At 56.8% G+C, this 24,810-nt stretch carries 42 protein-coding genes; 17 read left to right on the forward strand and 25 right to left on the reverse strand.

Annotated features, from left to right (window positions below):
* Nucleotides 1-83: 83 nt before the first annotated feature.
* The 16 genes from OH720_RS18470 to OH720_RS18550 form a co-directional block, all read right to left on the reverse strand.
* On the reverse strand, nt 84-452 hold the full coding sequence (locus tag OH720_RS18470; protein WP_336299050.1) for an HNH endonuclease: 369 nt from the start codon (nt 450-452) through the stop codon (nt 84-86).
* A gap of 344 nt (nt 453-796) precedes the next feature.
* Complete coding sequence (locus OH720_RS18475) at nt 797-991, reverse strand: DUF7940 domain-containing protein (protein ID WP_272602359.1); 195 nt, start codon at nt 989-991, stop codon at nt 797-799.
* 10 nt (nt 992-1,001) lie between these two features.
* The gene (locus OH720_RS18480; protein WP_272602360.1) at nt 1,002-1,406 is read right to left on the reverse strand and encodes a hypothetical protein; all 405 of its coding nucleotides are present in this window, start codon (nt 1,404-1,406) and stop codon (nt 1,002-1,004) included.
* A gap of 337 nt (nt 1,407-1,743) precedes the next feature.
* Complete coding sequence (locus OH720_RS18485; protein ID WP_272602361.1) at nt 1,744-2,124, reverse strand: hypothetical protein; 381 nt, start codon at nt 2,122-2,124, stop codon at nt 1,744-1,746.
* Between the two features lie 267 nt (nt 2,125-2,391).
* Nucleotides 2,392-3,069, reverse strand: a complete 678-nt coding sequence (locus OH720_RS18490; RefSeq protein WP_272602362.1) for a hypothetical protein — start codon at nt 3,067-3,069, stop codon at nt 2,392-2,394.
* A gap of 34 nt (nt 3,070-3,103) precedes the next feature.
* Nucleotides 3,104-3,418: a hypothetical protein gene (locus OH720_RS18495; RefSeq protein WP_272602363.1), complete on the reverse strand. Its 315-nt coding sequence runs from the start codon at nt 3,416-3,418 to the stop codon at nt 3,104-3,106.
* Nucleotides 3,415-3,615, reverse strand: a complete 201-nt coding sequence (locus tag OH720_RS18500; RefSeq protein WP_272602364.1) for a hypothetical protein — start codon at nt 3,613-3,615, stop codon at nt 3,415-3,417. Before OH720_RS18500 ends, OH720_RS18495 begins: the two co-directional genes overlap by 4 nt.
* Before the next feature lie 2 nt (nt 3,616-3,617).
* Nucleotides 3,618-4,898: a tyrosine-type recombinase/integrase gene (locus tag OH720_RS18505; RefSeq protein ID WP_272602365.1), complete on the reverse strand. Its 1,281-nt coding sequence runs from the start codon at nt 4,896-4,898 to the stop codon at nt 3,618-3,620.
* Entirely contained in the window at nt 4,895-5,326 is a 432-nt protein-coding gene (locus OH720_RS18510) for a VRR-NUC domain-containing protein (RefSeq protein ID WP_272602366.1), read from the reverse strand. Before OH720_RS18510 ends, OH720_RS18505 begins: the two co-directional genes overlap by 4 nt.
* A 106-nt stretch (nt 5,327-5,432) precedes the next feature.
* Nucleotides 5,433-5,735: a nuclease domain-containing protein gene (locus tag OH720_RS18515; protein WP_272602367.1), complete on the reverse strand. Its 303-nt coding sequence runs from the start codon at nt 5,733-5,735 to the stop codon at nt 5,433-5,435.
* A gap of 192 nt (nt 5,736-5,927) precedes the next feature.
* Entirely contained in the window at nt 5,928-6,704 is a 777-nt protein-coding gene (locus OH720_RS18525) for a replication protein P (protein WP_272602369.1), read from the reverse strand.
* The gene (locus tag OH720_RS18530; RefSeq protein WP_272606480.1) at nt 6,704-7,477 is read right to left on the reverse strand and encodes a helix-turn-helix domain-containing protein; all 774 of its coding nucleotides are present in this window, start codon (nt 7,475-7,477) and stop codon (nt 6,704-6,706) included. The genes OH720_RS18525 and OH720_RS18530 overlap by 1 nt, the downstream gene beginning before the upstream one ends.
* 11 nt (nt 7,478-7,488) lie before the next feature.
* Entirely contained in the window at nt 7,489-8,232 is a 744-nt protein-coding gene (locus OH720_RS18535) for a phage antirepressor KilAC domain-containing protein (protein WP_442967202.1), read from the reverse strand.
* A gap of 254 nt (nt 8,233-8,486) precedes the next feature.
* On the reverse strand, nt 8,487-8,738 hold the full coding sequence (locus tag OH720_RS18540; RefSeq protein WP_272602370.1) for a hypothetical protein: 252 nt from the start codon (nt 8,736-8,738) through the stop codon (nt 8,487-8,489).
* A 19-nt stretch (nt 8,739-8,757) separates the two neighbouring features.
* Nucleotides 8,758-9,102 carry a hypothetical protein gene (locus OH720_RS18545; RefSeq protein ID WP_272602371.1) on the reverse strand — a complete coding sequence of 115 codons (345 nt, stop codon included), beginning with the start codon at nt 9,100-9,102 and terminating at the stop codon, nt 8,758-8,760.
* Between the two features lie 31 nt (nt 9,103-9,133).
* Nucleotides 9,134-9,370 (reverse strand): hypothetical protein, encoded by a 237-nt coding sequence (locus OH720_RS18550; protein WP_272602372.1) that lies wholly within the window; start codon nt 9,368-9,370, stop codon nt 9,134-9,136.
* Between the two features lie 83 nt (nt 9,371-9,453).
* Between OH720_RS18550 and OH720_RS18555 the strand changes: the two genes are divergently transcribed.
* The 3 genes from OH720_RS18555 to OH720_RS18565 all read left to right on the forward strand — a co-directional run bounded on the left by OH720_RS18555 (nt 9,454) and on the right by OH720_RS18565 (nt 10,987).
* On the forward strand, nt 9,454-10,320 hold the full coding sequence (locus OH720_RS18555; RefSeq protein WP_272606482.1) for an XRE family transcriptional regulator: 867 nt from the start codon (nt 9,454-9,456) through the stop codon (nt 10,318-10,320).
* Between the two features lie 71 nt (nt 10,321-10,391).
* Nucleotides 10,392-10,703, forward strand: coding sequence for a hypothetical protein (locus OH720_RS18560; protein WP_272602373.1), 312 nt, complete (start codon nt 10,392-10,394; stop codon nt 10,701-10,703).
* A 38-nt stretch (nt 10,704-10,741) separates the two neighbouring features.
* Nucleotides 10,742-10,987, forward strand: coding sequence for a hypothetical protein (locus OH720_RS18565; RefSeq protein ID WP_272602374.1), 246 nt, complete (start codon nt 10,742-10,744; stop codon nt 10,985-10,987).
* Nucleotides 10,988-11,039: 52 nt separating this feature from the next.
* On the opposite strand, the gene OH720_RS18570 is transcribed toward OH720_RS18565, so the two are convergent.
* Nucleotides 11,040-11,867, reverse strand: a complete 828-nt coding sequence (locus OH720_RS18570) for a hypothetical protein (RefSeq protein WP_272602375.1) — start codon at nt 11,865-11,867, stop codon at nt 11,040-11,042.
* Between the two features lie 82 nt (nt 11,868-11,949).
* On the reverse strand, nt 11,950-12,261 hold the full coding sequence (locus tag OH720_RS18575) for a DUF1654 domain-containing protein (protein WP_272602376.1): 312 nt from the start codon (nt 12,259-12,261) through the stop codon (nt 11,950-11,952).
* Nucleotides 12,262-12,753: 492 nt separating this feature from the next.
* On the opposite strand from OH720_RS18575, the gene OH720_RS18580 reads away from it, so the two are divergent.
* From OH720_RS18580 to OH720_RS18610, 7 genes are all read left to right on the forward strand, one after another.
* Nucleotides 12,754-13,137 carry a response regulator transcription factor gene (locus OH720_RS18580; RefSeq protein ID WP_093219601.1) on the forward strand — a complete coding sequence of 128 codons (384 nt, stop codon included), beginning with the start codon at nt 12,754-12,756 and terminating at the stop codon, nt 13,135-13,137.
* Nucleotides 13,138-13,151: 14 nt separating this feature from the next.
* On the forward strand, nt 13,152-13,313 hold the full coding sequence (locus tag OH720_RS18585; protein ID WP_272602377.1) for a hypothetical protein: 162 nt from the start codon (nt 13,152-13,154) through the stop codon (nt 13,311-13,313).
* Between the two features lie 106 nt (nt 13,314-13,419).
* Complete coding sequence (locus OH720_RS18590) at nt 13,420-14,094, forward strand: polysaccharide lyase family 7 protein (protein ID WP_272602378.1); 675 nt, start codon at nt 13,420-13,422, stop codon at nt 14,092-14,094.
* Between the two features lie 669 nt (nt 14,095-14,763).
* Entirely contained in the window at nt 14,764-15,126 is a 363-nt protein-coding gene (locus OH720_RS18595) for a hypothetical protein (RefSeq protein ID WP_272602379.1), read from the forward strand.
* Nucleotides 15,123-15,356, forward strand: coding sequence for a hypothetical protein (locus OH720_RS18600; protein WP_272602380.1), 234 nt, complete (start codon nt 15,123-15,125; stop codon nt 15,354-15,356). The genes OH720_RS18595 and OH720_RS18600 overlap by 4 nt, the downstream gene beginning before the upstream one ends.
* On the forward strand, nt 15,353-15,814 hold the full coding sequence (locus OH720_RS18605) for a hypothetical protein (RefSeq protein ID WP_272602381.1): 462 nt from the start codon (nt 15,353-15,355) through the stop codon (nt 15,812-15,814). Before OH720_RS18600 ends, OH720_RS18605 begins: the two co-directional genes overlap by 4 nt.
* An 81-nt stretch (nt 15,815-15,895) precedes the next feature.
* Nucleotides 15,896-16,252: a hypothetical protein gene (locus OH720_RS18610; RefSeq protein ID WP_272602382.1), complete on the forward strand. Its 357-nt coding sequence runs from the start codon at nt 15,896-15,898 to the stop codon at nt 16,250-16,252.
* Between the two features lie 67 nt (nt 16,253-16,319).
* On the opposite strand, the gene OH720_RS18615 is transcribed toward OH720_RS18610, so the two are convergent.
* A complete protein-coding gene (locus OH720_RS18615; protein ID WP_272602383.1) occupies nt 16,320-16,556 on the reverse strand; it encodes a hypothetical protein in 237 nt (78 codons plus the stop codon).
* A gap of 113 nt (nt 16,557-16,669) precedes the next feature.
* On the opposite strand from OH720_RS18615, the gene OH720_RS18620 reads away from it, so the two are divergent.
* A complete protein-coding gene (locus OH720_RS18620; protein WP_272602384.1) occupies nt 16,670-17,263 on the forward strand; it encodes a hypothetical protein in 594 nt (197 codons plus the stop codon).
* Between the two features lie 48 nt (nt 17,264-17,311).
* On the opposite strand, the gene OH720_RS18625 is transcribed toward OH720_RS18620, so the two are convergent.
* On the reverse strand, nt 17,312-17,506 hold the full coding sequence (locus OH720_RS18625; protein ID WP_272602385.1) for a hypothetical protein: 195 nt from the start codon (nt 17,504-17,506) through the stop codon (nt 17,312-17,314).
* A gap of 95 nt (nt 17,507-17,601) precedes the next feature.
* Between OH720_RS18625 and OH720_RS18630 the strand changes: the two genes are divergently transcribed.
* Nucleotides 17,602-17,973, forward strand: a complete 372-nt coding sequence (locus tag OH720_RS18630; protein WP_272602386.1) for a hypothetical protein — start codon at nt 17,602-17,604, stop codon at nt 17,971-17,973.
* On the opposite strand, the gene OH720_RS18635 is transcribed toward OH720_RS18630, so the two are convergent.
* Complete coding sequence (locus OH720_RS18635) at nt 17,970-18,155, reverse strand: hypothetical protein (RefSeq protein ID WP_272602387.1); 186 nt, start codon at nt 18,153-18,155, stop codon at nt 17,970-17,972. The two genes, OH720_RS18630 and OH720_RS18635, sit on opposite strands and share 4 nt — an antisense overlap.
* 78 nt (nt 18,156-18,233) lie before the next feature.
* On the opposite strand from OH720_RS18635, the gene OH720_RS18640 reads away from it, so the two are divergent.
* Nucleotides 18,234-20,039: a DNA cytosine methyltransferase gene (locus OH720_RS18640; RefSeq protein WP_272602388.1), complete on the forward strand. Its 1,806-nt coding sequence runs from the start codon at nt 18,234-18,236 to the stop codon at nt 20,037-20,039.
* Between the two features lie 97 nt (nt 20,040-20,136).
* On the opposite strand, the gene OH720_RS18645 is transcribed toward OH720_RS18640, so the two are convergent.
* Complete coding sequence (locus OH720_RS18645; RefSeq protein ID WP_272602389.1) at nt 20,137-21,060, reverse strand: hypothetical protein; 924 nt, start codon at nt 21,058-21,060, stop codon at nt 20,137-20,139.
* A 40-nt stretch (nt 21,061-21,100) separates the two neighbouring features.
* Between OH720_RS18645 and OH720_RS18650 the strand changes: the two genes are divergently transcribed.
* Nucleotides 21,101-21,724, forward strand: coding sequence for a hypothetical protein (locus OH720_RS18650; protein ID WP_272602390.1), 624 nt, complete (start codon nt 21,101-21,103; stop codon nt 21,722-21,724).
* A 20-nt stretch (nt 21,725-21,744) separates the two neighbouring features.
* Here the strand turns inward: OH720_RS18650 and OH720_RS18655 are convergent, their stop codons facing one another.
* The 3 genes from OH720_RS18655 to OH720_RS18665 all read right to left on the reverse strand — a co-directional run bounded on the left by OH720_RS18655 (nt 21,745) and on the right by OH720_RS18665 (nt 22,865).
* Complete coding sequence (locus OH720_RS18655; RefSeq protein ID WP_336299051.1) at nt 21,745-21,948, reverse strand: hypothetical protein; 204 nt, start codon at nt 21,946-21,948, stop codon at nt 21,745-21,747.
* A gap of 141 nt (nt 21,949-22,089) precedes the next feature.
* Nucleotides 22,090-22,419, reverse strand: coding sequence for a hypothetical protein (locus OH720_RS18660; RefSeq protein ID WP_272602391.1), 330 nt, complete (start codon nt 22,417-22,419; stop codon nt 22,090-22,092).
* Nucleotides 22,420-22,562: 143 nt separating this feature from the next.
* Complete coding sequence (locus OH720_RS18665; protein ID WP_336299052.1) at nt 22,563-22,865, reverse strand: hypothetical protein; 303 nt, start codon at nt 22,863-22,865, stop codon at nt 22,563-22,565.
* A gap of 72 nt (nt 22,866-22,937) precedes the next feature.
* Here OH720_RS18665 and OH720_RS18670 point away from each other — a divergent pair, with 72 nt between their 5' ends.
* From OH720_RS18670 to OH720_RS18680, 3 genes are all read left to right on the forward strand, one after another.
* Nucleotides 22,938-23,264 carry a hypothetical protein gene (locus tag OH720_RS18670; protein ID WP_272602392.1) on the forward strand — a complete coding sequence of 109 codons (327 nt, stop codon included), beginning with the start codon at nt 22,938-22,940 and terminating at the stop codon, nt 23,262-23,264.
* Between the two features lie 239 nt (nt 23,265-23,503).
* Nucleotides 23,504-23,746 (forward strand): DUF4224 domain-containing protein, encoded by a 243-nt coding sequence (locus tag OH720_RS18675; protein ID WP_272602393.1) that lies wholly within the window; start codon nt 23,504-23,506, stop codon nt 23,744-23,746.
* Between the two features lies 1 nt (nt 23,747).
* A complete protein-coding gene (locus tag OH720_RS18680; protein ID WP_272602394.1) occupies nt 23,748-24,797 on the forward strand; it encodes a phage integrase in 1,050 nt (349 codons plus the stop codon).
* The last annotated feature ends 13 nt before the right edge of the window (nt 24,798-24,810 follow it).

Raw genomic sequence — 24,810 nt, forward strand, 5'->3', positions numbered from 1 at the left:
GGTTTCGACCCGCCCCGGGGTACTGGCGTGCCACAGAACCCAATCGATACCGATTCGCATTGGCCCGACGAGATCGTCGGACATCACGTCCGCCCCGCTCCCTCGGCCGACTCGGCGGCGGTCTTCAGCTTGTGGCACGGGGTGCAGAGCGCCTGAAGGTTCTCTTCATCGTCCGACCCACCCCGAGCGCGATTCACAATGTGATCGACCTCGAGCTGCAAGGTGATGATGCCGCAGGTTTGGCAGGTGTATTTGTCACGCACCAGGATCGCGGCTCGCTTACGTCGCCAAGGTCGACCACCACGGCCCGAACCCCAACCCTCTGCACCTCCCTCTGCGATGGGGACAGCCAATGGTCTACCTTCGGATGGCTTCATTCGAGGCGATAACGTTTTGAGTCGAGACATACCTGATTGACCTTTGGCGACACAATTTGCTGATTCGCGAAACATGTCGCGTCGAACGCTTTGATTGATGTTCCCGCGTTACGAAATCCCCATTCATCCACCGTCCTTGATAAATGCCAATCACGGATTAAGGTGAATGGATTGACCAATCGGGGGCCAGATCATGGGGGAAGTGTTCATCGTGCAAAAACGACCCGCCCACGGAGTTTCGAACGGTTTCTATTACCGAATCGTCGACATCCGAACAGGGGAAGCAGTGAATCGAAATTTCTTACAGGCTGAACAGGCAGACAACCATTGCCGTCAACTGAATGAAGTGCTTTCTCACTCCATCACAGCCGACTCTTCTGCGGTCATCCTAACGCCAGATTGGTAATTGGGCTCAACTGTCACTTCACCAGCTTCGGCTGTAGGACAACGCGAGCGATCATAACCAGCAGACCCAGTACGCCGTAGGCCGCAGGTGGAAGCACTGCCTGAAGTTGCGGCATCAGCTGCTCAGCGATACCCAGGGCAGCGATCGCGCCACCCGCCTGCACGCTGGTCATGCTCAGCGCTTGTTTCCAGTTGTCGATCAGTTGCATGGTCACCCCCTTACGGATTCTGTTGTTGGCTGGCACCGGTTACCGCTTTACGCAGTTCGGCAAGATCACTGGCTATCTCGGTCAGGTCCTGATCTCGGCGCTTCTCGGCCCACTTGAACCAGGCGCGAACCAATACCCATGCAGGCAAGCCGCACACAAAGATGATTCCGCCCAGGGCAATTACCCCGACGTCGTCATTCGCCCAGGAACCAATGCCAAACCACCGGACGACGAAAGCACCGCCGCAGATGCTCGACACCGATGTACTGATCATTGCGACGACGAACTCGCGCATAGTCTTGGGCAAAGTCATCGCCATAACGACGACAGCAGCCAAAACGGCAACGAATCCAAATGCACCCAGCTTGTACAGCGCGATACCGCCAGCGGCAGTAAGTGGACCAGGCTCGGACATAGATTGATATCTCATGGCGCCTCGGTATCTCGGCGTTGTGATTGGTCCGGCACGCCCCGCCCCTCTCTTCCACTCGGAGCAAAGACGATGGCGTGCCAGAAACGAAAAAGCCCTGCGGATGCAGAGGCCCTAAATAAATGCGCAGTTTTTCCCGCTGTCTGTCGAAGTCCTTCTCTGCTTCGACGCCCCTCTGCATCGATCTCGCAGATTCGTTCTCGCGCCACCCTGAAAGCGTCGCTCTGGACATTCGAGAACCGTACGAGGAATAAAAGGCAATAAAAAACCCCGCGCAAGCCGGGGTTTAATGCTGATAAATTTCAGCGGATTGAATGCATTTTTAGTGTGTTTTCTGATACCAGACACACGCAACAAATGCGGCAATAGAACCGATAACCGATCCTATTAGATCGCCCAAAAACAGCGCTTTCGCAGGGGAATCGGTTGTTTGGCTGTCGAAATCACCCGAGTCAACAACCGGATGCAGCAAGTACTCCCAACCATATGGAAAAATCACGCAAAGCACGAATATGACCACGCCAGCTATGACAAAGCCTTTTTTGAATTGGACCTCACCGAAACCTCGCTGATAACTGGTACTCAAGACCATATTCATTAAGACCCAAACCACCCCAATGCTTATCAAAGCAAGCCAAAACGTCGGCCATGCTTGACCCGCCACCGATTGGCCAAAATTGTATGTCTCTCCGAGTCCGCTCAAACCTGTTCTTCCCTTTTTCGATCTATGAACCAACGTGCTAATCGTTAGCACCCTGTGGCTCGATCCCCCCCAAACGCCCTCTAACGAAGTTGGGGTGATTCGAGCCAAGTAAAGTTGATCAGATATCTCGAGGGTGAACAATGGCGATACGCCATCTACAAGCATAAAAAACCCGGCTCGATGGCCGGGTTCAGATATTCGTGTGCGTTTCGCGTTACTTGTGCACTATGGGAAAAGTACGCAAAAAAACCCGTCATGTCAACATAATTATGCCGCCTCTTCGTCTTTCTCCGAGTGAATCACCTGCCAAATAGGTTGTTGCGCCTGAATATCCACTTCTGCGATCACTGCTATCAGGGATTGCCACAGGTCGAGCCAGTCGCGGGTCCAGTTCTTGGGATCGATCGTCACGCCGAAGAACTCCTTCATCTCGGCAGCAACCCGCGCCGGCCCCCACTCTGCCACCCCGCTCACCTGAGCCTTGTAGGACTGGAGCGCCAGGGTTACCAGGTACTGCGCCTTCACGCGCTTAGCCGAGGTTAGGTCAGGCAACTGCGCCTTGGCGGTGATCAGCAGTACGGCATTCATTACGTGCTGCATGGTCAGGCAGGGGTGGTAAAGGAAGTGTCCGAACTGCTGGACCTGAAAAGGCAACGTGCCAATGGCGCGCTGAATTTTTCCCATCATGGCCAGGTGCGCGGCACGGGCCGTGGATCGGCCGATCGGAGTACGGCGAGTTTCGCCAATGCGGATCTTCTGGCGGGCGACCTTGATGCGTTCCTCCTTGTCGTCACCCATGGCGGCAAAGACTACCTCATGCTGACGAGCCCTGGCCTTTCTGGCGATGGTGGCGGATTTGGCCGATTCGATGGCTACGGCGGATATTGAGGCGTTCGACTCATGCTGCGAGTCGGTCCACGCTTGGCGCGCTCCGATCAGTTTCATAGTGACTCTCCCCAGCAACAATAAAGAACGGCGATCAGTCGCCGGTGTAATTCGAGCCGCCGGCACCGCGGCGGTTGTTCTGTTCGTATTGCCCCTGGGCACCGCCGATGACATGGCGGGCTCTGGCTATCTCGGTGAGCGCGTCTTTCAAGCGTGCATTGAGTACCGGCACGACATCGCTCAACGACAGCGTCTGAAGCGTGTGGCCGCAGACCCATCCAGAGCCCAGGCAGTGCTCGCATTCGAGGTAATGGAAGATCCCGAGGCGTATGCCTTTCCCCGCGCAAGCGTTGCATTCGACGATGAATTTCAGCTCTCGGCGGAAGGCCGGGCTATGACTTCGAATCATTGAGCCTCCAATAGCTGCTCATGCAGGCGGTAAACGTTTGGGCCGTCGCCGTATGGCCAGTGTTGGACGGACAGCTCCTTGCCGGTCTGCATGGTCAGCACCAAGTGTTTGTCGCCGTTCCAACTCTCGAAGCGCATCGAGCTGACTTCGGCCGGATTTACAGCGAGGCCAGAGGACCTATCGAGCAAAATCATCATTTTTAAACCTCGCCTATGGTTGATTCTTGAGTGGCCTCGCAGGCCTTACGCTCTGCGGCTTCCAGCGCATTACAGGAATCTCCGAATCTAAAGCCGGTCAATCCGTGAATCAGGGTAAAACCCTTCTGGTCTAGATGGCCGTGCCACTGCTCCAGGGCATCGCGCTTGCGCCCCATCACGTCCGACTGGATGTACACCTTCACGTTGTGACCCATCGCGTGGTTGATCAGCAGCTCACCGATCAGGTGGTCGATGCCGAGGTCTGCCCAGCCGGTACGGGCCACCTTGCGCAAGTCATGGCTGGTCCACTCGCCTTGCCCCAGCTTGGTGAACACGGCACTGGCCTGACCTTCACTGAGGGCTTTGCCATTGCGCGCCGGGAACAGGAATTGGCCGTCGTAGCCTCGGGCGTATTGGCCCTCGCGGTAACGCATCAGCAGCACGCACACCTGCTCGGTCAATGGCAGGTGATGCTCGACGCCGGTCTTGGTGTGTTCAGCCGGAATGAACCACTCACGATCGGCCAGGCTGATGTGCGACCAGCGCGCTTGCCGGGTTTCGCCGATGCGCGTGCCGTGGCAGAGCATCATCAGGGCGAGCATGGCGTCCAGCGGTGCAACCTCGAAGACAGCGCCCAACTGCTCCAGCAGGCCCGACAGCTGCACCCCACGCAGGCGCGACGGCTTAATCCCGACCTTGGCCTTTGAGAAGTCGTTGAACTTGATGGTCGCCATCGGGTTGGCCGAGATCAGCCCCAGCTTGAACGCCTGCCGGAAGGCCAGGGCCAGCAGCTGGAACACCGAGCGCACGTAGTCGATGGAAATGCTTTCCTGCAGCGGCCACATGAGCTGGCTGTCGAGTGTTGCCTTGTCTACGCCGGTCAGGGGCAGATCGCCCAGGCGCGGCATCAGGTGGCATTTGATGGCAGAGGCGCCGGTCTTCTTGCGCTTGCTCGAGAGGTTGCGGTCGCGAGACATGCGCTCGGCGTACCAGGTCAGCAGTTCGCCAACAGTGATCCACTTCGACAGGTTCGCCCTGGTACCGGCATCCAGGCGCAGACGGATAGCCGGCAGCGCAGCGACCACCTGCTTGGTGTTGAGATCCGGGAAAGCGCCTATTCGCTTCCACTCGCCCTTCACCACCAGGTACCAGGATGCACGTTCGCGTGCCCGGGTGAAGCGCAGGTACAGGCCGCGGTTCTCGATGTCGCGCAGATCCCGGACATCCCCGGCAGCCTGCCGTTTGATTTCGGCGTCTGACATCTTCACGGCGGCGCTGGTCATGCGGCCACCACGGTCGGTGCGAGACGCAGGTAGGCGCGGATCTGCTCCATCGTGTGAAAGTGCCCACGGCACACCACCGCCAGATACCCCTGGGCATTGAGTTTGCGAATCCGCTCGCGCTGGCTGTCCGAGATTGCAGCATCGTTTGGTGGTGTGGCCTTGAACTCGATGTACAGGCCGAAGAAGCCGCCGCGGGCCATCGGCAGGGCCAGGTCAGGGACTCCGGCTTTCACACCCTGGGCCTTCAACTTCGCGGCGACCGCCTTGACGCGATGCCCGCCGTTGGGGACATGAAAGATCAGGTCAGCGACCTCCGGCATGCGGGTGCGCAGCTCAGCCATCAAAGCCGCTTGCTCCAGCCCCTCAGGATCGACTGGTTTTGCACGGGTGGCCCGGGCTTTGAACAACTTCATAGCTACCGGCTTCATTTACGGTCACCACGCGCTTTCCGGTACCGGTCATTTAGGCAGCGGCACACTTCGTAGAGCGCCCAACTGGCGAGGATCATCAGGACGAGCAAAGTCATTGGGTCAATCATGCAGCCCCCTTTACGGTCAGTATTCCGGCCCGGATCAGGGCCTCATGCGTTTCGGCGATAGCGCGCGGCATGTCCTGCCAATCAACGTCGCCGGCGCCACGGCCATCGATCACGTCATGGCAGGCGTTGCACGCGTACACCGCGACGGTATCGAAACCCTTCATGCCCATGCCCTTTTGCCCGCACGGCAGGTGCGCAAGCACGGTGGTGGTCGGGTTGAAATTGCAGGTGCCCGGCAGGCGGACAGTGCACTCCTGGCCGTTGGCCGAGGCGCGGAGTTTCTTCGAGCTCACGCGCATACCCGCTCCCCTGTTGTGATATCGATAACTTCGCAGGTGGATGGCCACATCGACTGGCCAAACCGCAGAGCTGCTGCCGAGTCTGCGAACAACGCCACTGCGCGATCAGGATGGTAGCCCAGGTCCCACTTGTAGCCGCAGCTGTGCACGGCAAAGCGGTACTCGGCTGGGTCAGTGGGCGCGAGATACGGGTTAGGCATGATGATCACCTCCCACGGCACGCGGCGAGGGCGTCAACCCGAAGCGGCGCAGGAGCTGCTCCCGGGCGGACTTCCCGTCAGCGGGTATGCCCATTCGCGACATCTGGGCCTGCGCAACTCGCTCGGTCAGCTCGGAGGCCAACTCGACTTCGGACTTGCTACCATCGTGTCCGATACCAACGGCGATCTCTTCCAGCGAAAGCCCCTTCACAAGCCTGCGAATCGTGATGTCGTAAGCCCGATCGAAAACCTTGCTGGCTTTCTCGGGAATCTGGTCGCAGAGATTGTGGATCTCACATTGGAGCGCGGCATGTCTTACGGCCGGATGAGACCAGGTGCGCTCGTCAAACCGACTCGGGTGAGAATTATCCAGGGCTTCGCGGAAGGCCTTGTCGTGCGAAGGGATACCCAGCATTTCAGCGGTGGGCTGGCACCACTTGATGAACTTCCCGACGCTGGGCGCGAAGTCGCCGCCGAGGTTTCGGCAATTCTGGATTCCGTACCGGATCTGCTCGATCTGGTTGATGCCCTCGGCGATGAACGCTTTGATCCAGCTACGCTTCGCCGCGTCTAGGGTTTCGTCGTCTGGCCATGCCTGACGCCAAGCCGGAAAGATGGCCTTGAGTTCCTTGAATAGAGCGTTGACGACTTCGGCGGTCCCCGGGGCGAGCTGAGTCGGCACCGACGGTACAACCGGCGGCAGATTGCCCATGGTTTGCAGGAGCATGGTGGCGCTTTTAACGGTCGGTTTTTTCGCGGTTGCGTTCATCACAAACCTCCAAGGTCGTCAGCCCAGCTGGTGCTATCGAAATCAGGCGCCTTGCCCTGCCCCGACGCCTTGACGCGCTCGCGCTTCACCCACTGCACCAACCGGAAGCACCAGCCAGCAGCCGAATCGACGGTGGCGGGCTTGGCCACGAAGAACCCCTTGAACGCACGGACGGCGGCGTCAGGCACTGCATCAGCAGGCAGACCAGCAATCGTGATCTGGTCGGACAGGGATTTGGCATTCGGCTCCCAGACAGCGAACATGGCGAAGCGTTGGCGATCATCCGGAGCATCGACGGCGGCCTGGTCCTGTCGAGAAATCTCATCGGCCAATTCGCGCTGCAGCTGCTCTTCGGTTACCTGATGGTTAAGTGACGGATTGGGTGCAGATTCTGCACCCCGTTCTGTTCCCGGCTGCACCCCGTTCTGTTGTGAACTGCACCCCGTTGCATCATCTGCACCCCGTTTTGTACGGGGTGCAGGATTTGCACCCCGCGATAGTTGAAGGTCGTAAACGACTGGACGGCGGTCATGACGATCAATGTGCGCAGCGGCGATGGCTTGATTGCCCTTTTGGATGAATCCGGACTTCTCCAGATCGTCCAGCTTGTAACGAACGGTGCGCTCGGAAAGACCGGTGTCTTGGGCCAGGGTCGACGCCGACGGAAATGCACCAGCACCATTCGCACCGGCGTAGTTGGCCAAACACAGCAGAACGTGACGCGCGCTGGAGTCTTTAAGGGTTTCAGTGGGCAGCGAGAGCGCCCAGGACATTGCTTGAACACTCACAGCGAGGCTCCGATATTTTTTTCAGCCAGGTAGGCCAGGCCTTTGGGTGTTACGAGGGGTTGAAAGGCAGCACGGTCCTCACCGGTCTCCGGATCGCTCTTCAGCGCGGTGACCTTGTGGACGAGATAGCCGGAGGTGATGCGGGGTTGATAGGCGGTCCAGCGCTTGGAGCCGCCGCGGTGGAAGATCCACCGATTCTTCTCCAACCACTGGAAAAGTTTGGATGGCGAAACCTGCAGCTGTTTTGCGGCATCACTGATGCAGATTGCGCCGGCGGCGGATGCCAGGCGCTTGATGGCAGCTACCTTCGGCGCCTGGTCGAGGATCACCAAACGAAGCGATTGGTTTTCCTTCGCCTGATCAGCAGCCGCTTGCAGCGCTTCGGCATAGGTAGCCGGAATCTGGAACTGATCCGCCCTCGCCTCCAGCTCCTGCCACCGATCGATGATCCGGGCGCGCAACTCGACGCTGTAGCCTGAGACCACCACCAGGGTGTCGCGCTGGGAAAGCAGGAACTCACGGTAGACCTGACCATTCTGCGGGTGGACGTAGGGGGTGTCGTTTGAAGAAACGACACCCCTGGAAATGTAGGCGCGGATAGTTTTCAGGACGTTGTCATGCGTGCTGCCGGTCAGTTCGGCAACCTCGCGAGACGACATCGTGTGTCGCGACACGTTTTGCGATTGACCGAAAAGTGTCGCGACATGGCGGGTATTGCCGGGAGCGGTATTGATGTTCATAATGGCCCCTCAAGTGTTTGCGTTGTGAAGAAGCCGGTCTAGCCACCGGCTTTTTTGTGGGTGTAATTTGAGTACTGGTTAAATTCACAGCTAATCCGATGCTCTGCCGCTGTCGCGCTATCCCCCCGATACTTGCTTCAACAGCTCGATCAGGGATGAACCCATGACTCTTTCTTCTCTATGGCCCCGAATTAGATGCCAGCCCCGCTTGGTCCAATCTCTGCTAACGCGGCACCTAATAAGGGGCCAAGCCGTTACCTCAAAGGGAAAATTGAGATCACGTTTTCTGCCTGGGCCTCTTGCACAGAATCAGCAGCGAGGCGGCTTCGCAGGGCTGCTTCATCGTTTGCGAGGCGAGCAGCACTGCGCCGCTCTACCGCACGCTCCGTCACTTGCAAGATCCGGTCGGCGAGCTGATCCATGCAGATCCCAACCTCATCAGCCCACCGCTCAAGCTGGTCCTTCTCGTCCTGCGTGTACTGCCCTACTTCCGGTATTGCAGGCATTTCTCCCTCCATGGCCTAGTCAGGCGCTGAGTTTCTTGTCGTTGACCTGGGTGATGGCGTCCTGCTCTTGTCTTGCTTGCAGGGCTGCACGGATGAGATCGCGCGCGAGTACAGCGGGTTGAATCTTCAGCTCGCGAGCCAGCTCAGCCAGTGCCGGAAAACCGTCAAGCTCTTTGTCGTCGATCAATGGGAAGTAGCCGTAATCCTCCTTGAACCGCAAAGCAGCCAATGTGAGGTCACGAACCAAGGCGCCCGGCTGAATCTCACGCTTCAGCGCTTCCACCTGGATCGCTGCGTAGGCGTCGTCATTCAGGCGCGACTTCAGCTGATGGGTATTGCGATGGGTCTTGTTTCCGTAGGCCATGGGTTCGCTTCCGCAGTTGGGAGTAACGGGATTAGGCGGCTTTCTTTGGGAGGGCTTCCGCGAGCAACCAAGACGCCTCGAACGGCCTTCCATTGGCGGCAGCTAGAGCAGCAATTTGCTCGGCATAGCGCGTCTCACCGGTGTATTCGGTGCGCGGCAGGCAGTCAGCGGTAAGCCACTTGTAAACGGCTCGAGGAGACTTTCCGCAGGCCAGAGCAACCACCGGCACGCCGCCAGCGTCATCGATCGATTTCTTGAGCGGCCGCATGAGGCCTCCGAGTCAACTATGAACTTACAGTACATATTATGTCGGAACTGAAAGTACATGCAAGGCCGTGCGATGCTGAACCAATGGTTCAGATAGAAGAAATTCGCGCAGCGTTTGTCGCTCGCCTAAAAAAAGCGCTATCCGCCCACGGCATTGACCAGTGGGGCGCAGGCGCTCGGCTGGCAGAAATAGCAAAAGTCACGCCTAAGGCTTCGAGCAAGTGGCTAAACGGTGAGTCCTTGCCAGGTCCTGCCAAGATGAACGCTATTGCAGGCGCGCTTGGTGTAAAAATCGAATGGCTTCAGCATGGTGCCGGTGACGAGCCCAAGTTTTCAAAGCTGGCTGAAGTCGAAAGTGGCGATACTGAGAGTCACCCGCAATCGGCAGCGGATATCGTCCGGAACATGCTTTCCAAGCAAGGGAAAGGATTGTCTGATGATGCTCGCAGGCGGTTACTTGCAGTTGCGGAAGCTGATGATGGCGGCGGCGCAATCGAGACCGACTACTACCGCCCCGGAGCAATGGGTGATGAAGTGTGGATCGCGCATTACGATGTTCGCGCCGCAATGGGTGGCGGGCAAATTCCGCACGACTATCCGGAGATGCTCCAGGATGTGAGGGTAAGCCCCCAGCATCTTCGCGAGATGGGAGTTGAGTTCAAGGAACACTTCCATCTCAAGATGGTGACGGGATGGGGTCAGTCAATGGCGCCAACGATCAAGCACCGCGACCCACTCCTCGTCGATATCAGCATCCGTGAATTCGCGGGCGATGGGATCTACATGTTCTCCTGGGAGGGTCACCTGTACATCAAGCGCCTGCAATGGCTCGGCGACGATCAGATCAATATGATTTCCGATAATACGAGACACCCACCGCAAACGATCAGGGCGGATGAGACGTATATCCAGGCTCGGGTGCTGTTGGTATGGAACGCTCACCTGGTGTAACCCTGGATCATCTAGCGAGGCGGGCCTAACGCAGCGACACCAACGACTCACACATCGGAATGGAACTCCTAATGCGCAAAATCGTTTTTGCTGGCTTGGTTGCAGCTATCGCAATCGTGGTCTACACGCAAATCACTCTCTTCGTGGTGCCCCCTATAGGCGCAGTGCCAGAGGGCCGAACCGTAGTTATGTTGAGACTGAACAAAACGAACTTCATCGACAGCCCTGACGCTATGTGCGATCGGATTCAGGGCGGCGTCAGCTTGCTATGTAGAGGTATGACAATGGCTGCAGTCGTAGAAAAAACAAAAATCCTCGCAAGGCTGCCCTACTCGGACTGGCTCTATCTACAGTCTACCGATGGAAAGCGATTCAATCGCTAAGTCATTAGCCTAGGTCGGGGATGTGATGGAGGGTATCCGTGGGACTCAATAAGCCAGAGCAAGACCTGAAGCGCGACCTTCAGGGAATAGCCTCCGATCTGAAGTGGTCAGCGGTGGAGTTGTTGCGTATCGCTGAGCGACTGAGCTTGGCCGGCAACGAGGCAGACGCCCAGGCCGTGCTGAGAATGTGCACCGTGTTCCATGCTGATGAGGATCGGCTGACTGCTCACGCTGATGAGGTGAAGGCTGGAAGGATTGTGCGGGATGAAAGCATTCCGACTTGAATGAACTTAACACCATCTTTACATCCGCGCCGCCCCTTCGGTTTACGCGATCCTATTCCTTCCCGCCGTATCGATTCCAGGCTAGGAGGATTTCCTTCATTGCATTTTTTTGCGTTTCCGGCAGTACAAAGTCGTGGTAGTACTGGCGCCCGTCGTAGCGAATTACCACCTTCTTAGCAGAAATGATTTTGTTGAGCATGGCCATGTCTTCGACTGGTGAGTCTGACCACTCCCAAATACTGCCCGAGCCGTTGTCACGCTCAAAATCCATCTTATCCAAACTGAAGACCTGGTCATCTGCCTTGATAGTCACGCTTTTAACGAATAGCCAGCTGTCAGCGTAGTAGTTAAATTTCATCCGCAGCGGGTATATGGAAGCTGATCCGTTCTTTGTGCCGAAATACAAAGACATGTAATTATCCAGCACAGGCTGTGATTTGTGCGAAATCCATGTAACTCCTTTTATTTCATCCGTGTTCTTCCTCAGGTTCACATCAAGGCGGGCGAGGGTTTGCCGCTGCTCCTCTGCGGCTTTAGCAGCTTCAAGCTGTTTTGTTTTCTCGACAGCTTCAATCTTGGCGTTTACATCGCTCAATACAGACTTAGCGCCTTGAGCCTGTTGAGACTCTGGATAACGGGCGATTAGGTCTGTAAGCGTCTGTTTTGCCAGAGCGAGGCTCGCCTGAGAAATTTCGTTCTTCGCTTTCGCAAACAAACGATCCGGGCCGTTTCTTTCAGCCTCCAGCTCTGTGCGTAGGGTAGTGATTTCCCCCTGGAGCTTATTAACCTCTTGCTGAAGCTTCGCTGCGTTTTCCCTATCAGCTTGGCCGCAGGCCGTAAGTGCAACCGCGAGCCCGAAAGCTAAGACAATTTTATTCATGAATCCCTTCTCCGTTTGAGTACGGGCATCCTATCAAAATGCTATTACTCAAGCCCACCTGACGCGGGCTTTTTGTTATCCGCTAGAAAGGAGCCACCTCCTCCACCTCTTCCGTGCTGTCGACCTCGATCACGCGGTCTTCGTCGGCACTCGCCTCCCACTTAAGCGTCACCGACTCGTCGTGGTTGAACGTCATGTCTATGCCATCCGTCTCGGATAGCAAGCCCATCACCTCCTCCCACTCGCGATCACCATCCGTGTCCAGGCGATGGATCGTCACCCAGCGCTGAGTCTGAGCGACTGGGTGGTTGATCATTGACGACACTCGCAGACCTAAACGCTCTATGCCGGACATCTCAACTCGTACTGCTGGTTTCGCTTTGTTCTCCGCCATGTTTACAACCCCTATTACTGTACATCCATCCAGTTGTCGCAAAGGATAGCGAACCATCGGTTCGCGGTAAATCCCCCTACAGGCATAAGCGCGAAATCCTAAAAATCTGAACTCTCTCAAAAATATGTACTTTTGGTACTTGACCTTATGTGAACCTATAGTTCATATTTCGCTCATCGCAGCCCGGAACCCAATCAGGTGCCAGCTGCAAAGGGCCGAGAGGCCTGCCGCTCTTTAACAGCCAGCGCAATAAACAACAGACCGCATTGCCTCTACCGGCGACCGGCGAGCAGACAGGCCCGAAAGCCTGCCAACGACAGGAACACCCTGGACGGCTGCTCGATGGCGAACCGCCAGAACCGTGAAAGCCCAGTAGGCACGAAAGACCCGGCAAGCAATGCGCCCCGCCCCTCCGGCGGCAATAGGACGGAAAATTTCACTAATGCACCTGGTTGGTCGGGTGCATTGGGAAAACAACCGGGAGTCAAAACGATGGAAACAGAAATCGTAAATGGCACATGGAAGGGTCACCTCGGTCGTGGCCTGGCACCGCGAGAGCTTCAGTTTCTTCTCTGGGTTGCCCTCGGGCTCACCGCAAAGGAAATCGCACGGGAGGTCGGTATTTCGCCTGCCACCGTAGCGAAGCGCCTCACCAACGCAATGTTCAAGCTCGGCGTTACCCGCCGCGCCGCTCTGGTGGCCGAAGCGATGCGCCGCCAAATCATTTCTCCGATGTGCTTTGTTCTGGCAGCGCTGATCGCCATGCACGCAATGCTCGATGGCGACTCAATGCGCCGTGATCGTCGAGTCCCTGAGCGCCGTATTGCCCAGGTCCGGACGGCAAAGCGCGCTGAAGCCTACGACCACCACGCATGACCTTGGAGAACTCCATGAAGTACGCATTCACAGTTTCACTGCTCGAAAGCTGTGCCTCCAATTACGAACGAAACGCAGCCATCCAAGAGAAGGAAGGTCGGTACGACGACGCGGCCATCAGCCGGAGGATCGCCTCTGACTACCGGCAGGCTATCGAAGCGCTCCAGGCTGAATGAGCATCGCTTCTGCACCTTGGCGACAGGGTGCAGCGGGATGTAGGCCTACATCAAGCGAAGGGCTCAACAGAGCACAGGTGACATCAAATGAAATAAGGAATCGACAATGACTGTAGATATCAGCAATTTCATCATCGCCACCCCGCTTCCAATTTCCGACACGAACCCTGTCTCCCTGGACTTGATCGGGTGGCGAGCATTGATCGAATGCCCAAGCGTCATTTCGATGCTTCCCGACGGATCGCTGCAGATGACAGCGCCAACCCTTGGCGCTTCCAGTAAAAGCGTCCATCGAACTCGCTGTGAATGGAAAGAGCCTGGCTATTGGCTGTTTGCCAGTGCCGCAGACCATTGGTGCCGTCAAGAAATGCGGCTGACGAAGGTCAATTCGTTGCAGAAGGTCGTGATCGGCCAAATTCATGTGCAGGGCTCTGAACGCCCACCGGTAAAGGTGTTCTGGAACAAAGGCAAAATCACCATGGGGTTCCGGTCGAGCTACCTGCAAGACGATCCGGTCAACTCGACAGTACTGGAAAACGTGCCGCTCGGCGCACTCTTCAAGATCAACATTCACGCCAATTCGAGCGGCGCTATATCGGTATCTGCGAGCTGCAACGGCGCCAAATCCGCCTCCGCGATCATGCGCCTCGACAACACCTGGGACACGAAGACTCTCGCTTTTCACGGCGGCGTGTACAACCAAATCGACTACTCCGACTCAACCGATCCTGAGGACGCTTCGATTTGCGTGATCAGTGATCTATCCATCACTCACGGCTAGACCAACCAGCGCCACGTCAGCCTGACGATAACTGCCCGAGGCCCTGGTACTCCCCAGCACCAGGCCGCATCGGAGAGTGATCGAATCGTGCCCAAGCGGGCTGCAGCGCTAGGATCGCAAAGCCCCGTAAATCTCCTGAGCCGGATCTGCCGGCCAATACCAGAAACGCGGCGGGAAACAAGCAGGGGTAGCGCCCTGGTGTTTCGATCACTCTCCGATGCGGACGATTCTGCACCGCGCAATGCGGTCCCCTGCATCCGGAAACAAATTGCACCTAACCGGAATAGTTTTTCCATCTCAAGCACGGAGGGTTTGCACCAATGCAGCATTAACCGCTTCACCTGCGTGGCGCAGTAAGCCTGATGGCTGCGCCCTTCACCCTGGCAGGCAGCGGGCATCTGGGCCGATGGTGTCACCGCGCACCAACCGGGCAACCGGTAGGCCACCCCAAGTTCAAGGTCACCGCTGATGATTCAAACCCAGGCTGTCGCCAGTAGCGGGCCTGGGAGGCGCTCACGTAGGGAGGTCTTCGTGACGCCAACAAAAGCCCGGTTGATCTCGGGCTTTTTTACGCCTGCCTTTATCCGCCAGCACCCTCCCCTGCGCCCAACGGCAACCAGCAGGCGGCCAGAGTGCTGACGAATACACGCAACCATCCGAGGGAAGGACATGAATCAGACTCTCCAACAGCGCCGCGCCATCCTCGATGGGCTGCGTCAGCGAGCCACCCTGGCTACCGCCGAGTTTTATCAAAAGGTAGGGATCACATCTCCTGCCATACCAGTGCGCTTCACCGTCGTGCCGCACGGAAACAATCTGTTCGGTGTGGTTGATCGCCAGACCGGCACCGAGCGCGCCGAAGTAGCCGGCCACATGAACGCCTGCCGTTCAGCTCAGGCTTTCGAAAACGCCGCTCATTTCACCCAGGCCGCGCACCTCACAGCTACCAATATGGCGAGCTGGATGACTCGTTGGACGCTGGTTTTCGCCGTGGTGCTTTTTGTCTTCGCCTTCATGGGTATGTCGCGATGAACATAGGCCCAATGCCCAACCCGAAAGACGCCATCATCGCGAACCTGAACCGTCAGCTGGACCATTTCTTCGGCGCCGGCGGCAAAGCAGAACCGGCCGCCTCCTTCAAGCCTGAGCACCGACCACCGCGCTCCGACAAGGTCGATCCCGACACCATCCTCAAGCGCCGTCGCCCTTCCCCATCCCACGCTGAACGCATCGCGCTGCGACGAATAACGGAGGCGCTATGAGCAAGCGCAAGGCGAACAACGGTTTCGCCCGGGCAGAACGCAGTTGCCGGGCGTTGCTCAGGACCAACCACGTCGCAGTCGTGAACATCGACCCCAGCGGCGCGCAGATCATGGCGAACTGGAAGAGCTGCCGGCAGATCAGGAGCTTGGCAATTGCCAACGCTCTGTTCGACTTCTCCTACCGATGGACGATCTACATCAGCGCCATGTGTCGAGACGAGCGCGGCGTTGAGTATGTCAAGTCGGTGGAGATCTCACCGGAGGGCATCTACAAGGTCGAACGCCTGACTGATGCCATCGAGCATTACTACCTGGAGCTGCGAAAAAGTTGCAACCCGAACCACCTGGTGGCTTCTGGATGGATCGCTGTTCCTTCCGAGGTATCGCTTGAAGAGGCGAAGGCCGCGAAGTTGTTCTATGCCGCAGGTGCCTGGCATCAAGTGAAGGTCGCGGCATGAGACGGATCAACACCCAGGTGCGCCAACGCCGACGACAGACATGGCTGGATCTACCAGCCCACGGAATTGAAGAGGCAGGCCATGGCCGAGGAACAGCAGGAGCCGACGGCGGAAGCCATCAAGCAGCGCAGAAAGCGCGAGAAAGAAGCAGTCAAGAATGCTGCGTTGGGTATCGAGAAATTCACTGTTGAGGTTGCAGGGGTGTTCAAGCCAGACCTCAAGCGAGTGATGAAGGAACACGGCATCGACAACCAGCAGGACGTTCATCAGCGGCTTCTGCGGAATTTGATCGCCGCCGACCATATGACGGCCGCGTGGATGCTTCGGAATGTCACGACACCTTATGTTGTGAGCGAAAAGGTGTCGCACGACTTCCGCAATCAAAGCCTTATCGAAATCGGAAAAGACCCTGGCGATGAAATCATCGACCCCTTTTAGAAAAGGCACCTGCAGAGGAGGTGCCTTTAGCCGGATGAAAAGGTGGCAGAGCCCTCTCCGGCCTCACTTAGTGTGAGATGAAATTCGCTTGCTCGTCATATTGAGCGTTGAATGAAGATGGGTTTAAGTGCCCGGAAATCTCTCTGATAGCAGAATTGGCTGCTGATTCGCTGTGAAAGCCTCCAATTGCTCCGTCCACAACTAGCCCCTTAGCGCGCTCCAGTATTTCGTTCTTATCGTGCCTAGCGGCCTTAAGAAGCGCTGCAATTACAACTTCCAACGCAATTTCACGATCAGTCGTCATTTTCGCTCCCTCATCCGGCCCTTATGCCGGTGACCAATCAATACCCCATCCCCCCAAAAATTGCCACCTTGTCGCATCCGGTCGCGGATGGCGGCGCCTGACTGGAGAAGTCCATGATCGAAGTCACCGAAACGCAGCTTGGGCTGCTCTGGCACACCTTGGGGCTTCGCCCAGATGATGGTCGCCATCGCGAGATCAGCCGCAACTACTTCCTTACCAGCCCGGGCTACTACGACGCGAACAATCTCGACGTGCTTGTTGAAGCCGGCCTGATGCGCCGAGGCAAGGCTCCGGATTTCTGCGCTGACGATGAGGTGGTCTATCGCGCTACCGACGAGGGCGAGCTGTTTGCTTTACGCAAGATGCCGCCATTGCCACCTCCGCCCAAACGCACCAAGTTTGATGCCTATCTTGATGAGTGCGAGTGTTACGACGGGTTCGCCCACTTCCTCGGCATCAATCAGCCGAAGATCCAGCAACGTGGCGAGTGGGGGAAATGGGAATACAGAATGGTGCGCTACCCGCGTGGCAGTGCTTATCGCCATTCCAGATCCTCTTACTGGTCGCCATACGAATCGCTGGAGATTGCTGGCGAGTGGGCTCCGACCATGAAGGCGGCAAAGGTCAGCTATAAGCTCGCGCTGAAGGAATTTCGCCATCGTCCGCGCCATCCATTGAGCGACTTCGACCGGGCCTATCTGGCCTGACCCTCCGGCGCTGCCCGCCAGCGCCTTATCGGCACCCATCTATCACCGTTACCGCAGATCCTGAGCGGTGCGTTCGGCGCCATCCCCAGCATATCCGGCTTTATGAGTCAGCTCTGCAGCTTCCGAAGTCATGGAGTTGGACTTCAGCACCATCTGGCTTGTTTCGTATACGAAGTAAGCGTCGGTGGTAGATACAGTGGTGATGGCCAGCCCGAAAGCCACCAAAAGTACCCTGTTGCTCATTCGGCTCTCCTGCCAATCGAAAAAAAGCACGAACCCTACCTAACCACTCCCCTTAGCGCCACCTCATCGGACGGATGGCCGCTTGGAGATAACCAATGCAAGCAGTCATCTATGCGGGCCTGCGTAATGGCGCCCGTGATCAGCAGATCCACGATGCACTTATTTACAAGCACGTTACCGAGGTCGCGGAGGAGTTCAAGCTCTCGCCGAACACTGTCCGATCAGCCGCCAAGCGAATTGAAAAGGCTTTTTTGTTTGACTTGAAACTACTAGGGGGGGGGGGGCAGCCAATGCCGATCGGCCAGGTCGCAGCGGACTGCTTTCGAAAAGCAGCCCTTGGCGCGTACCGCAGCTATCACGGCACTTTCCGCAACCTTGAGCTGCCCTGCTGGGTGATCACCGACGGCACCCAGAAAATCGAGGTGACCGAACTTCGCAAGATCGATACCGGCGAAGTTTCGATCTAACGCACGTGGTGCCGAATGGCCGGCTCAGGCCCGAAGGCCATCGCTCGCCACTGCGCGAGATTAGCAATCAGGATCAGCCCTTCCCGGGCCTCGGCCTCAAGCCTGAGCTCGGGAAGGCTGAGAAGCCGCACGACCTCTTCGCCGATCAGGCGTATCGCTTCCACATCGGTTTTCGCACTCATCGCAACCACCATCAGGTTTGCGCCAGGTGCAAATCATCATCCCAATTTACGAATCACGCCAGCCGGCGAGGATCCTCTATGTCCGCAGAACAGAAATTACCCCAGTTCATCAACCGTCAGCCAAGCATGGGCCTGCCATTCGAAAAGGAACTGGTGGTGGACCTGTTCGCCGGTGGCGGCGGTGCCAGCACCGGGATAGCCCGGGCGTACCGGGAGCCGGATGTCGCGGTAAACCACAACCCGATTGCCCTGGCCGTTCACCGCGCCAATCACCCGCAGACGGCGCACTATGTCGCTGACGTGTTCGAGGTGGATCCGGTCCATGCCACCGGCGGCCAGCCGGTTGGCATTCTCTGGGCCTCGCCGGATTGCCGGCATCACAGCAAGGCCAAGGGCGGTGCACCGCGTGACCGCGGGGTTCGCGGGCTGGCCTGGGTGGTGGTTCGCTGGGCGCACGCTACCCGGCCGCGCCTGATGTTCCTGGAGAACGTCGAAGAGTTCTGCGACTGGGGCCCTATCGACGAAGACGGCCAACCGATCAAGGCCGAACGCGGCCGAACCTTCAAGGCATTCATCGCCGCGCTCAGCACCGGGCTCGCCGCCGATCACCCGGACATGCCAGAGATCCTGCAATCGATCGGCGAATACGTGCCGGCGGAAAGTCTGGTGCGCGGCCTTGGCTACAACGTCGAATGGCGCGAGCGCATCGCGGCCAACGCCGGCACCCCGACCATCCGCAAGCGCCTGTACCTGGTGGCCCGAAGCGACGGCAAGCCGATAGTCTGGCCAGCGCCAAAGCGCCACAAATTGCCGACGGCGAAGCAGCAGCCTTGGCGAACCGCCGCCGAATGCATCGACTGGAGCAACCTGGGCCGCACGATCTTTCGTGACAAGCCGATGGCCGTGAACACCATGCGCCGCGTGGCCAAGGGTTGCTGGCGGCATGTGCTGACCAGCGCGAAGCCGTTCATTGTGCCAATGCGCGGAACATCTGAAGCGCACACCAGCACCCACGGCGTCGACGAAGCACTGTCGACCATCAGCGCCGGCGGCACGCATCACGCACTGGTGCGGCCGGTAGCGGCACCCTTCCTCACCGAGTGCGCCAACGGTTCAGCGCAGCGCAACTTCGATGTGCAGGAGCCGCTCCGCACTCAGGTGGCACAGGTAAAGGGTGGCCACTTCGCGATGGCGGCGGCGAACATGGTGACATTGCGGAAAGGCTCGGTTGGTGCTGACGTTGACGGTCCTCTCGGCGTGGTCGCTACCAGTACTGGGCATCACGCGTTATCGGCTGCGTTCTTCGAGCAGGCAAACGGCGGGTTCTACGATGGTGATGGCCGCGCTGCCGACTCGCCGCTCTCCACTATCTGTCAATCCGGCGCCAATCAGCGCCTGGCCAATGCCTACCTGGTGAAGTACTACGGCAACGAGAAGGACGGGATTTCACTCACTGAGCCAATGCACACCCTGCCGACGAAGGACCGCGTTGCACTGGTCGAGGTGGTGCAGGTGCCGGACACACTGACGCCAGGGCAACTGGAAGGCGCCCGTCGCTGCGCCGCGTTCATGCATGAGCATCTGCCGGAGCACTTCAAAGACCCGGCGGACCTGGTCATGGTTGGAGGTTACGTGCTGGTCGACATCACCCTTCGCATGCTGCAGCCGCCTGAGCTGAAGGCGGCCCAGGGCTTCGACAAGGACTACATCATTGATCGCGGGCTGTTCGTCGATCCCGTCACCGGCGCCGAAGAATGGCGCGACATCAACAAGACGGACCAGGTCCGGCTGATCGGCAACAGCGTGTGTCCGGATGAGGCCGAAGCCCTGGTCAGCGCCAACGCTGCCGACATCATCGAGCTATATCAGCGACTAGCGGCATAGATCACCACAGATTGATCGCCGTGAAGAAGCAATCAGTCGGACATCTATGGATTGTCTATAGTAAATTCCAATAAAGCGGATCGATATACATTCTCATTCAAGATCGACTAGCATCACTTAAAGTAGTAAGCCAATCGTCGGACCAAGGAATCTCCATGATTGGTTCATCGTCATACGCTTGCATAAATTCTGTGACAAGCTTATTGGCGATTCCTCCTTTTTTAATAATCTTCAACGCTTCATTATGGATATTAATTAACATAGGGTATGTAACCTGAAACCACTCTAGTTCCAAAACAGCTTCAAATATCTTCTGATCATGTTGCGTGCCCGACTCTCTAGCAAAACCTCTAAGACGTGACAATACTTTATAAATCCTATCCCCTCTTAACAACATAGACTGAACAGTCAAAAAAGCATCGTAGTCAAAATGCTTTTTCAAATGATGAGACTTTACATCAAGAAGACTATCCTCAAGATTAAACGGATAGATTCTTTCATCAACAAAATAAGCGGTTAACCACCATGCTGCATGCTTAGGTTTGCGAGCAATTTCTTTTGGGTGATTTAAAAAATTCAATTTTTGCAATATTGTTAGAAACTCACCTTTAGCTTCCTCGTTTATACCCCTAAGATCCGTAGCATATCGCTCCTGCAAATCACGCAAATGAGTCATAAGGCTAACTCTTGCACTTGTCTCCAGCGAGCTAGCTTGCACCTCAGCGGATTTTTTTAAACTGGTAATTTCATGTCTCTGCAAAACAACTGTCACCAAAAGCCACACAAAAGCTAACATTCCAGAGGGGCCCGCCAGCGCGTCGCCTATTTCGTTGAGCTTGAGATCCGAAACTCCTTTAACGGAAAACAAAATAACAAACCCGACAACAACAACCAATGTAAAAACTGATGCAGCACTTAAAACCAACAACGGAATCGGCGACTCTTTCTGCTGACTCAATTTCGCCTCTCCTAAATAAATTTCGTACTGAAAACTGATCTCTGAACTGTAGCTGATCTTCACCACGATCCACAGCCCGGGTATGACCCGGCATAGGACCCCCATGCCCACAGAAAACAAAATCGGCGAGCGGGCACCGAGCCTGGCAACCGGCCACGACCTAACTGCATCAACCTGGTCCGACTTCGTTCAGCGCCTGCGCCATGACTGCAGCGGGGCTGGTGTCAATTGGCACCACACAGCCGCCGCGCTGTTCACCGTCCAGACCAAGCGCATCGAATACGGGTTTGAGCCTGACTATGCGGAAGGCTTGGTGGTATGCCTCGAAGACCAATCGTGGTTCAGTCCAAAGGAATACTGGGACGACCTGGATGATGATGAGCGCGGTGAAATGGATGACCAGGTCATAGCAGACCGGGAATGCGGCTTCCTCGATCTCGATGAAGATGACCAATGGGACATCCTTCGCGAACTCGACGACCACACCGTCACCGGCTGGACCCATCGCTGGGAAATCGTGAATAGCCACTTCACGAAGGACGCCGCTGAGGCATTCATCCGCCGGAAAAAGCACGACTACGGCGAGATGAAGGTCTACGTCGAATCGCAGTATTACGCTTGGGAGTTTGAAGCCATCAAGGCGGCAATCCTCGACGGCACACTGACATACTCGCCGAAACCGGTTGTGAATGCCCACGATCTGGTATCGATGGAGACTGCAAGGTGACCGGGAGGGAAGCCGTGATCTCAAATACCCGGATTGCCGATTGGCTTATTGAGAAATGAGCTCCAGGTTTCGTAAGCAATGCGGTGCCTCTCAATGGCCAGATCCCACTCCGGTCCAGAGGTAACTCGCGACGAGACAAGCTGCATCATGCCCGTTGTCGAAGCATCCAACTCAAGCAACAGCTTGTACGAATCAAGTCTGAAGTCGTCGCCGGATGTCATCATTCATCTCCTTGAGTGGTAAGCACTACCTCATGAAGTGCGATCACCCTCAAGCGGTGGAGTACCAGCGTTGAGAATAATTCAACTCAATATGGCGGTCTAAAGCCTCACCAGCAATTAAAAAACAAGAAGCGCGCCCCCGCCCTAATCCGCTTGACGCGAGCCCTGACGGGGAAGTGCTTCAGCCTTCGAAGGCTCAGCCGAAACATTTAGTGTTTTGACGACCTCCTTAGCGTGTTGAATTCCCCACTCCATTGCCTGGGTCATCGTTTCACCGGGACGAGAAAGATAGGCTTCCTCGAAAAGCCTCGTGCCCTGCTCGCTGTATACACCTATAAAGAGCTGGGTATCGCCCTTTTGAGAAAGCCGAACGTGTATGTCGATCAGGAGGCCGTTTTTTAGGCGCTCTTCATGGATTCGGCAATGTTCGTCGGGGTCAGCCCAATCCCAATACGTTTCACCTCGCTCACTCATTGGCTTCTCACCCAAAAAACAAAAAAACCAGTATGGACCCAGTTTCTCATTGAGGCGAAAGGTCGCTTCAATTTTTGCTGGCCTGTTTGTTTTCCTTCCCCCTACAAAGTCAGCCGCTATAGCGGGGGCGCAGAATGAGAAACTCAGATAGCAGGTGGGGGATTAGCGGCATCGGTTACGAGTGGGACATTCATAAAGGCGTCCCAGCACTGATAGGCGTCGTGCTGCCTCTTGGTCGCAATTTCCCATTCAGGTCCCGAAACACACTTGGATGACACAAGCATCATCATTCCCATGGTTGCGGCGTCGAGTTCTAACAAAAGTTCGTGTGATTTCATCCTGAAGTCGTCGATAGATGCCATGTCCGTGCCCTGGGCGGAGCACACCGCCATCGAGTAACAGTTGTCACTCAAGCGGTTGAGTGCGGCGTGGGGGAGATAGTTCATACCCATTCAACCGTGGCTACCACCCCCCTCTTTCCCTTCAAAGTCAGCCGTTATAGCGGCAAGGACGAAGTCATGCCTGAAGAATTCAAATTGATCCAGCCAGCACCAGTCGTGCGCGATGAAATAGGTTCGTTTCAGCACCCAGATATGCCCGACTTCGACGAGGGCGACGGTGACAAGTGCAAAGCATGGATTGCCGAACAGCGCCTGAAGGTGGCGATGGTGAGCCTTGAGTACGCGGACGAAGCCGTTGCCGATCGCTACTTCGAATCCGGTGACCCGGATTATAGCTACTGGGAGCCTGACCGCCCCGAAGGCGAGGATTGGTTCTGCCTGGCGATTTACGACACCGACGACGGCCCTGTCTGCTGGTGGGCGCGCCGCGAGGTGACGTCATGATCCTGCTCGGAGCGCCAGCCCTCGCATGGTTCGCCTACGTGTACTGCTACAAGGGGCCGCGGCGGTAAGGGTCCACCCCGCCAGCTACCTTCAGGGGAGAAAGCGTGTGCGCAACTGGCGAGGTGAACCAATAAACCTTAGTTCAGCCATTCAGCCTGCCTAACACCCCTCATCTGATTTCCTCAATCCACTTACCCATCAACCACCTTCTGCCGCCACGCGCGGCATGGAACATCTCCATGGAAACTGAAATCCTCTCCGACGAAGAATTGGCCGAACTCACTGGCTACAAGGCCAGAGCCTACCAGCGTCGCTGGCTGATTGATCGTCAGTGGGTGTTCGTCGAAAGCCGCGGCAAGCGCCCTTTGGTTGGGCGGATGTACGCCCGCATGAAGTTGGGCATGCTCTCCCCGTCTATCGCTGACCCAAACCCGCCCCCGACGCGTCCGGTCTGGACACCAGACTTCTCCAGAGTGAACTGATATGCGCCCCCGCAAGACAGAAAATAGGGATCTGCCGCCAGGGATGGTGCGGCGTAAACGCCCCCGCAAGAACGGTACTGTCTGGGTTGGGTACTATTACCGGGATGCGAACGGCAAGGAGCTGTCGCTTGGCGGGGACTTCGACAAGGCAAGGCTGAAATGGGCTGAACTGGAAGCCAAGGCAAAACCGGCTGACCTGAAGGTCATGAAGGGGATTTTTGACAGGTACGAGCGGGACATGATCCCGAAGAAGGCGCCGCGCACGCAAAAGGACAACAAAGCTGAGCTCAAGCATTTGCGCAAAGGGTTTGAAGACGCGCCAATCGACGCAATTACCCCATCCATGGTTGCGCAGTACCGGGATGCAAGGACGGCCAAGACCAGGGCGAACAGAGAAATTGCCCTCCTGTCCCATGTATTCAACATTGCTCGGGAATGGGGTTTCACTGACCGGGAGAACCCGTGCGCAGGGGTTCGGAAAAACAAGGAAAAGGTCCGGGACTACTACGCCAACGATATGGTCTGGTCGGCAGTGTATGGACAAGCTCCGCAGGAGCTGAGGGATGCGATGGACCTGGCCTATTTGACGGGACAGCGCCCGGCTGACGTTATCGCAATGACACGTGGAGACATAGAGGGGGATTACTTGACTGTGCAACAAGGAAAAACCAGCAAACGCCTTCGAATCCAGATGCAGGCCGATGGCGTGAAGAATAGCCTTGGCCTACTCATAGAAGAAATCATGGAGAGAAACAAACAGCACAGCGCGTCGCACTTCATCCTCAGCAAGTCAGGGATGCGCGTTTCGCAGCAGATGCTGCGTAATAGATGGGATGACGCTCGGGAATCAGCACGATCGCTGGCAGTCAGAGAGGGCCGGAGTGATGACGCAGAGAAGATTCGCCAATTCCAGTTCAAGGATATCCGACCAAAAGCAGCTTCCGAAATAACCGACATCGCGGACGCGAGCCTCCTGCTGGGCCACTCCGAACAGGAGATCACCAAGCGTGTTTATCGTCGTATCGGGGCGATCGCTCAGCCTTCAAAATGAAATAGTTTCGGAA

Origin of the sequence: Pseudomonas sp. WJP1 (assembly GCF_028471945.1) — a bacterium.
Taxonomy (GTDB): domain Bacteria; phylum Pseudomonadota; class Gammaproteobacteria; order Pseudomonadales; family Pseudomonadaceae; genus Aquipseudomonas.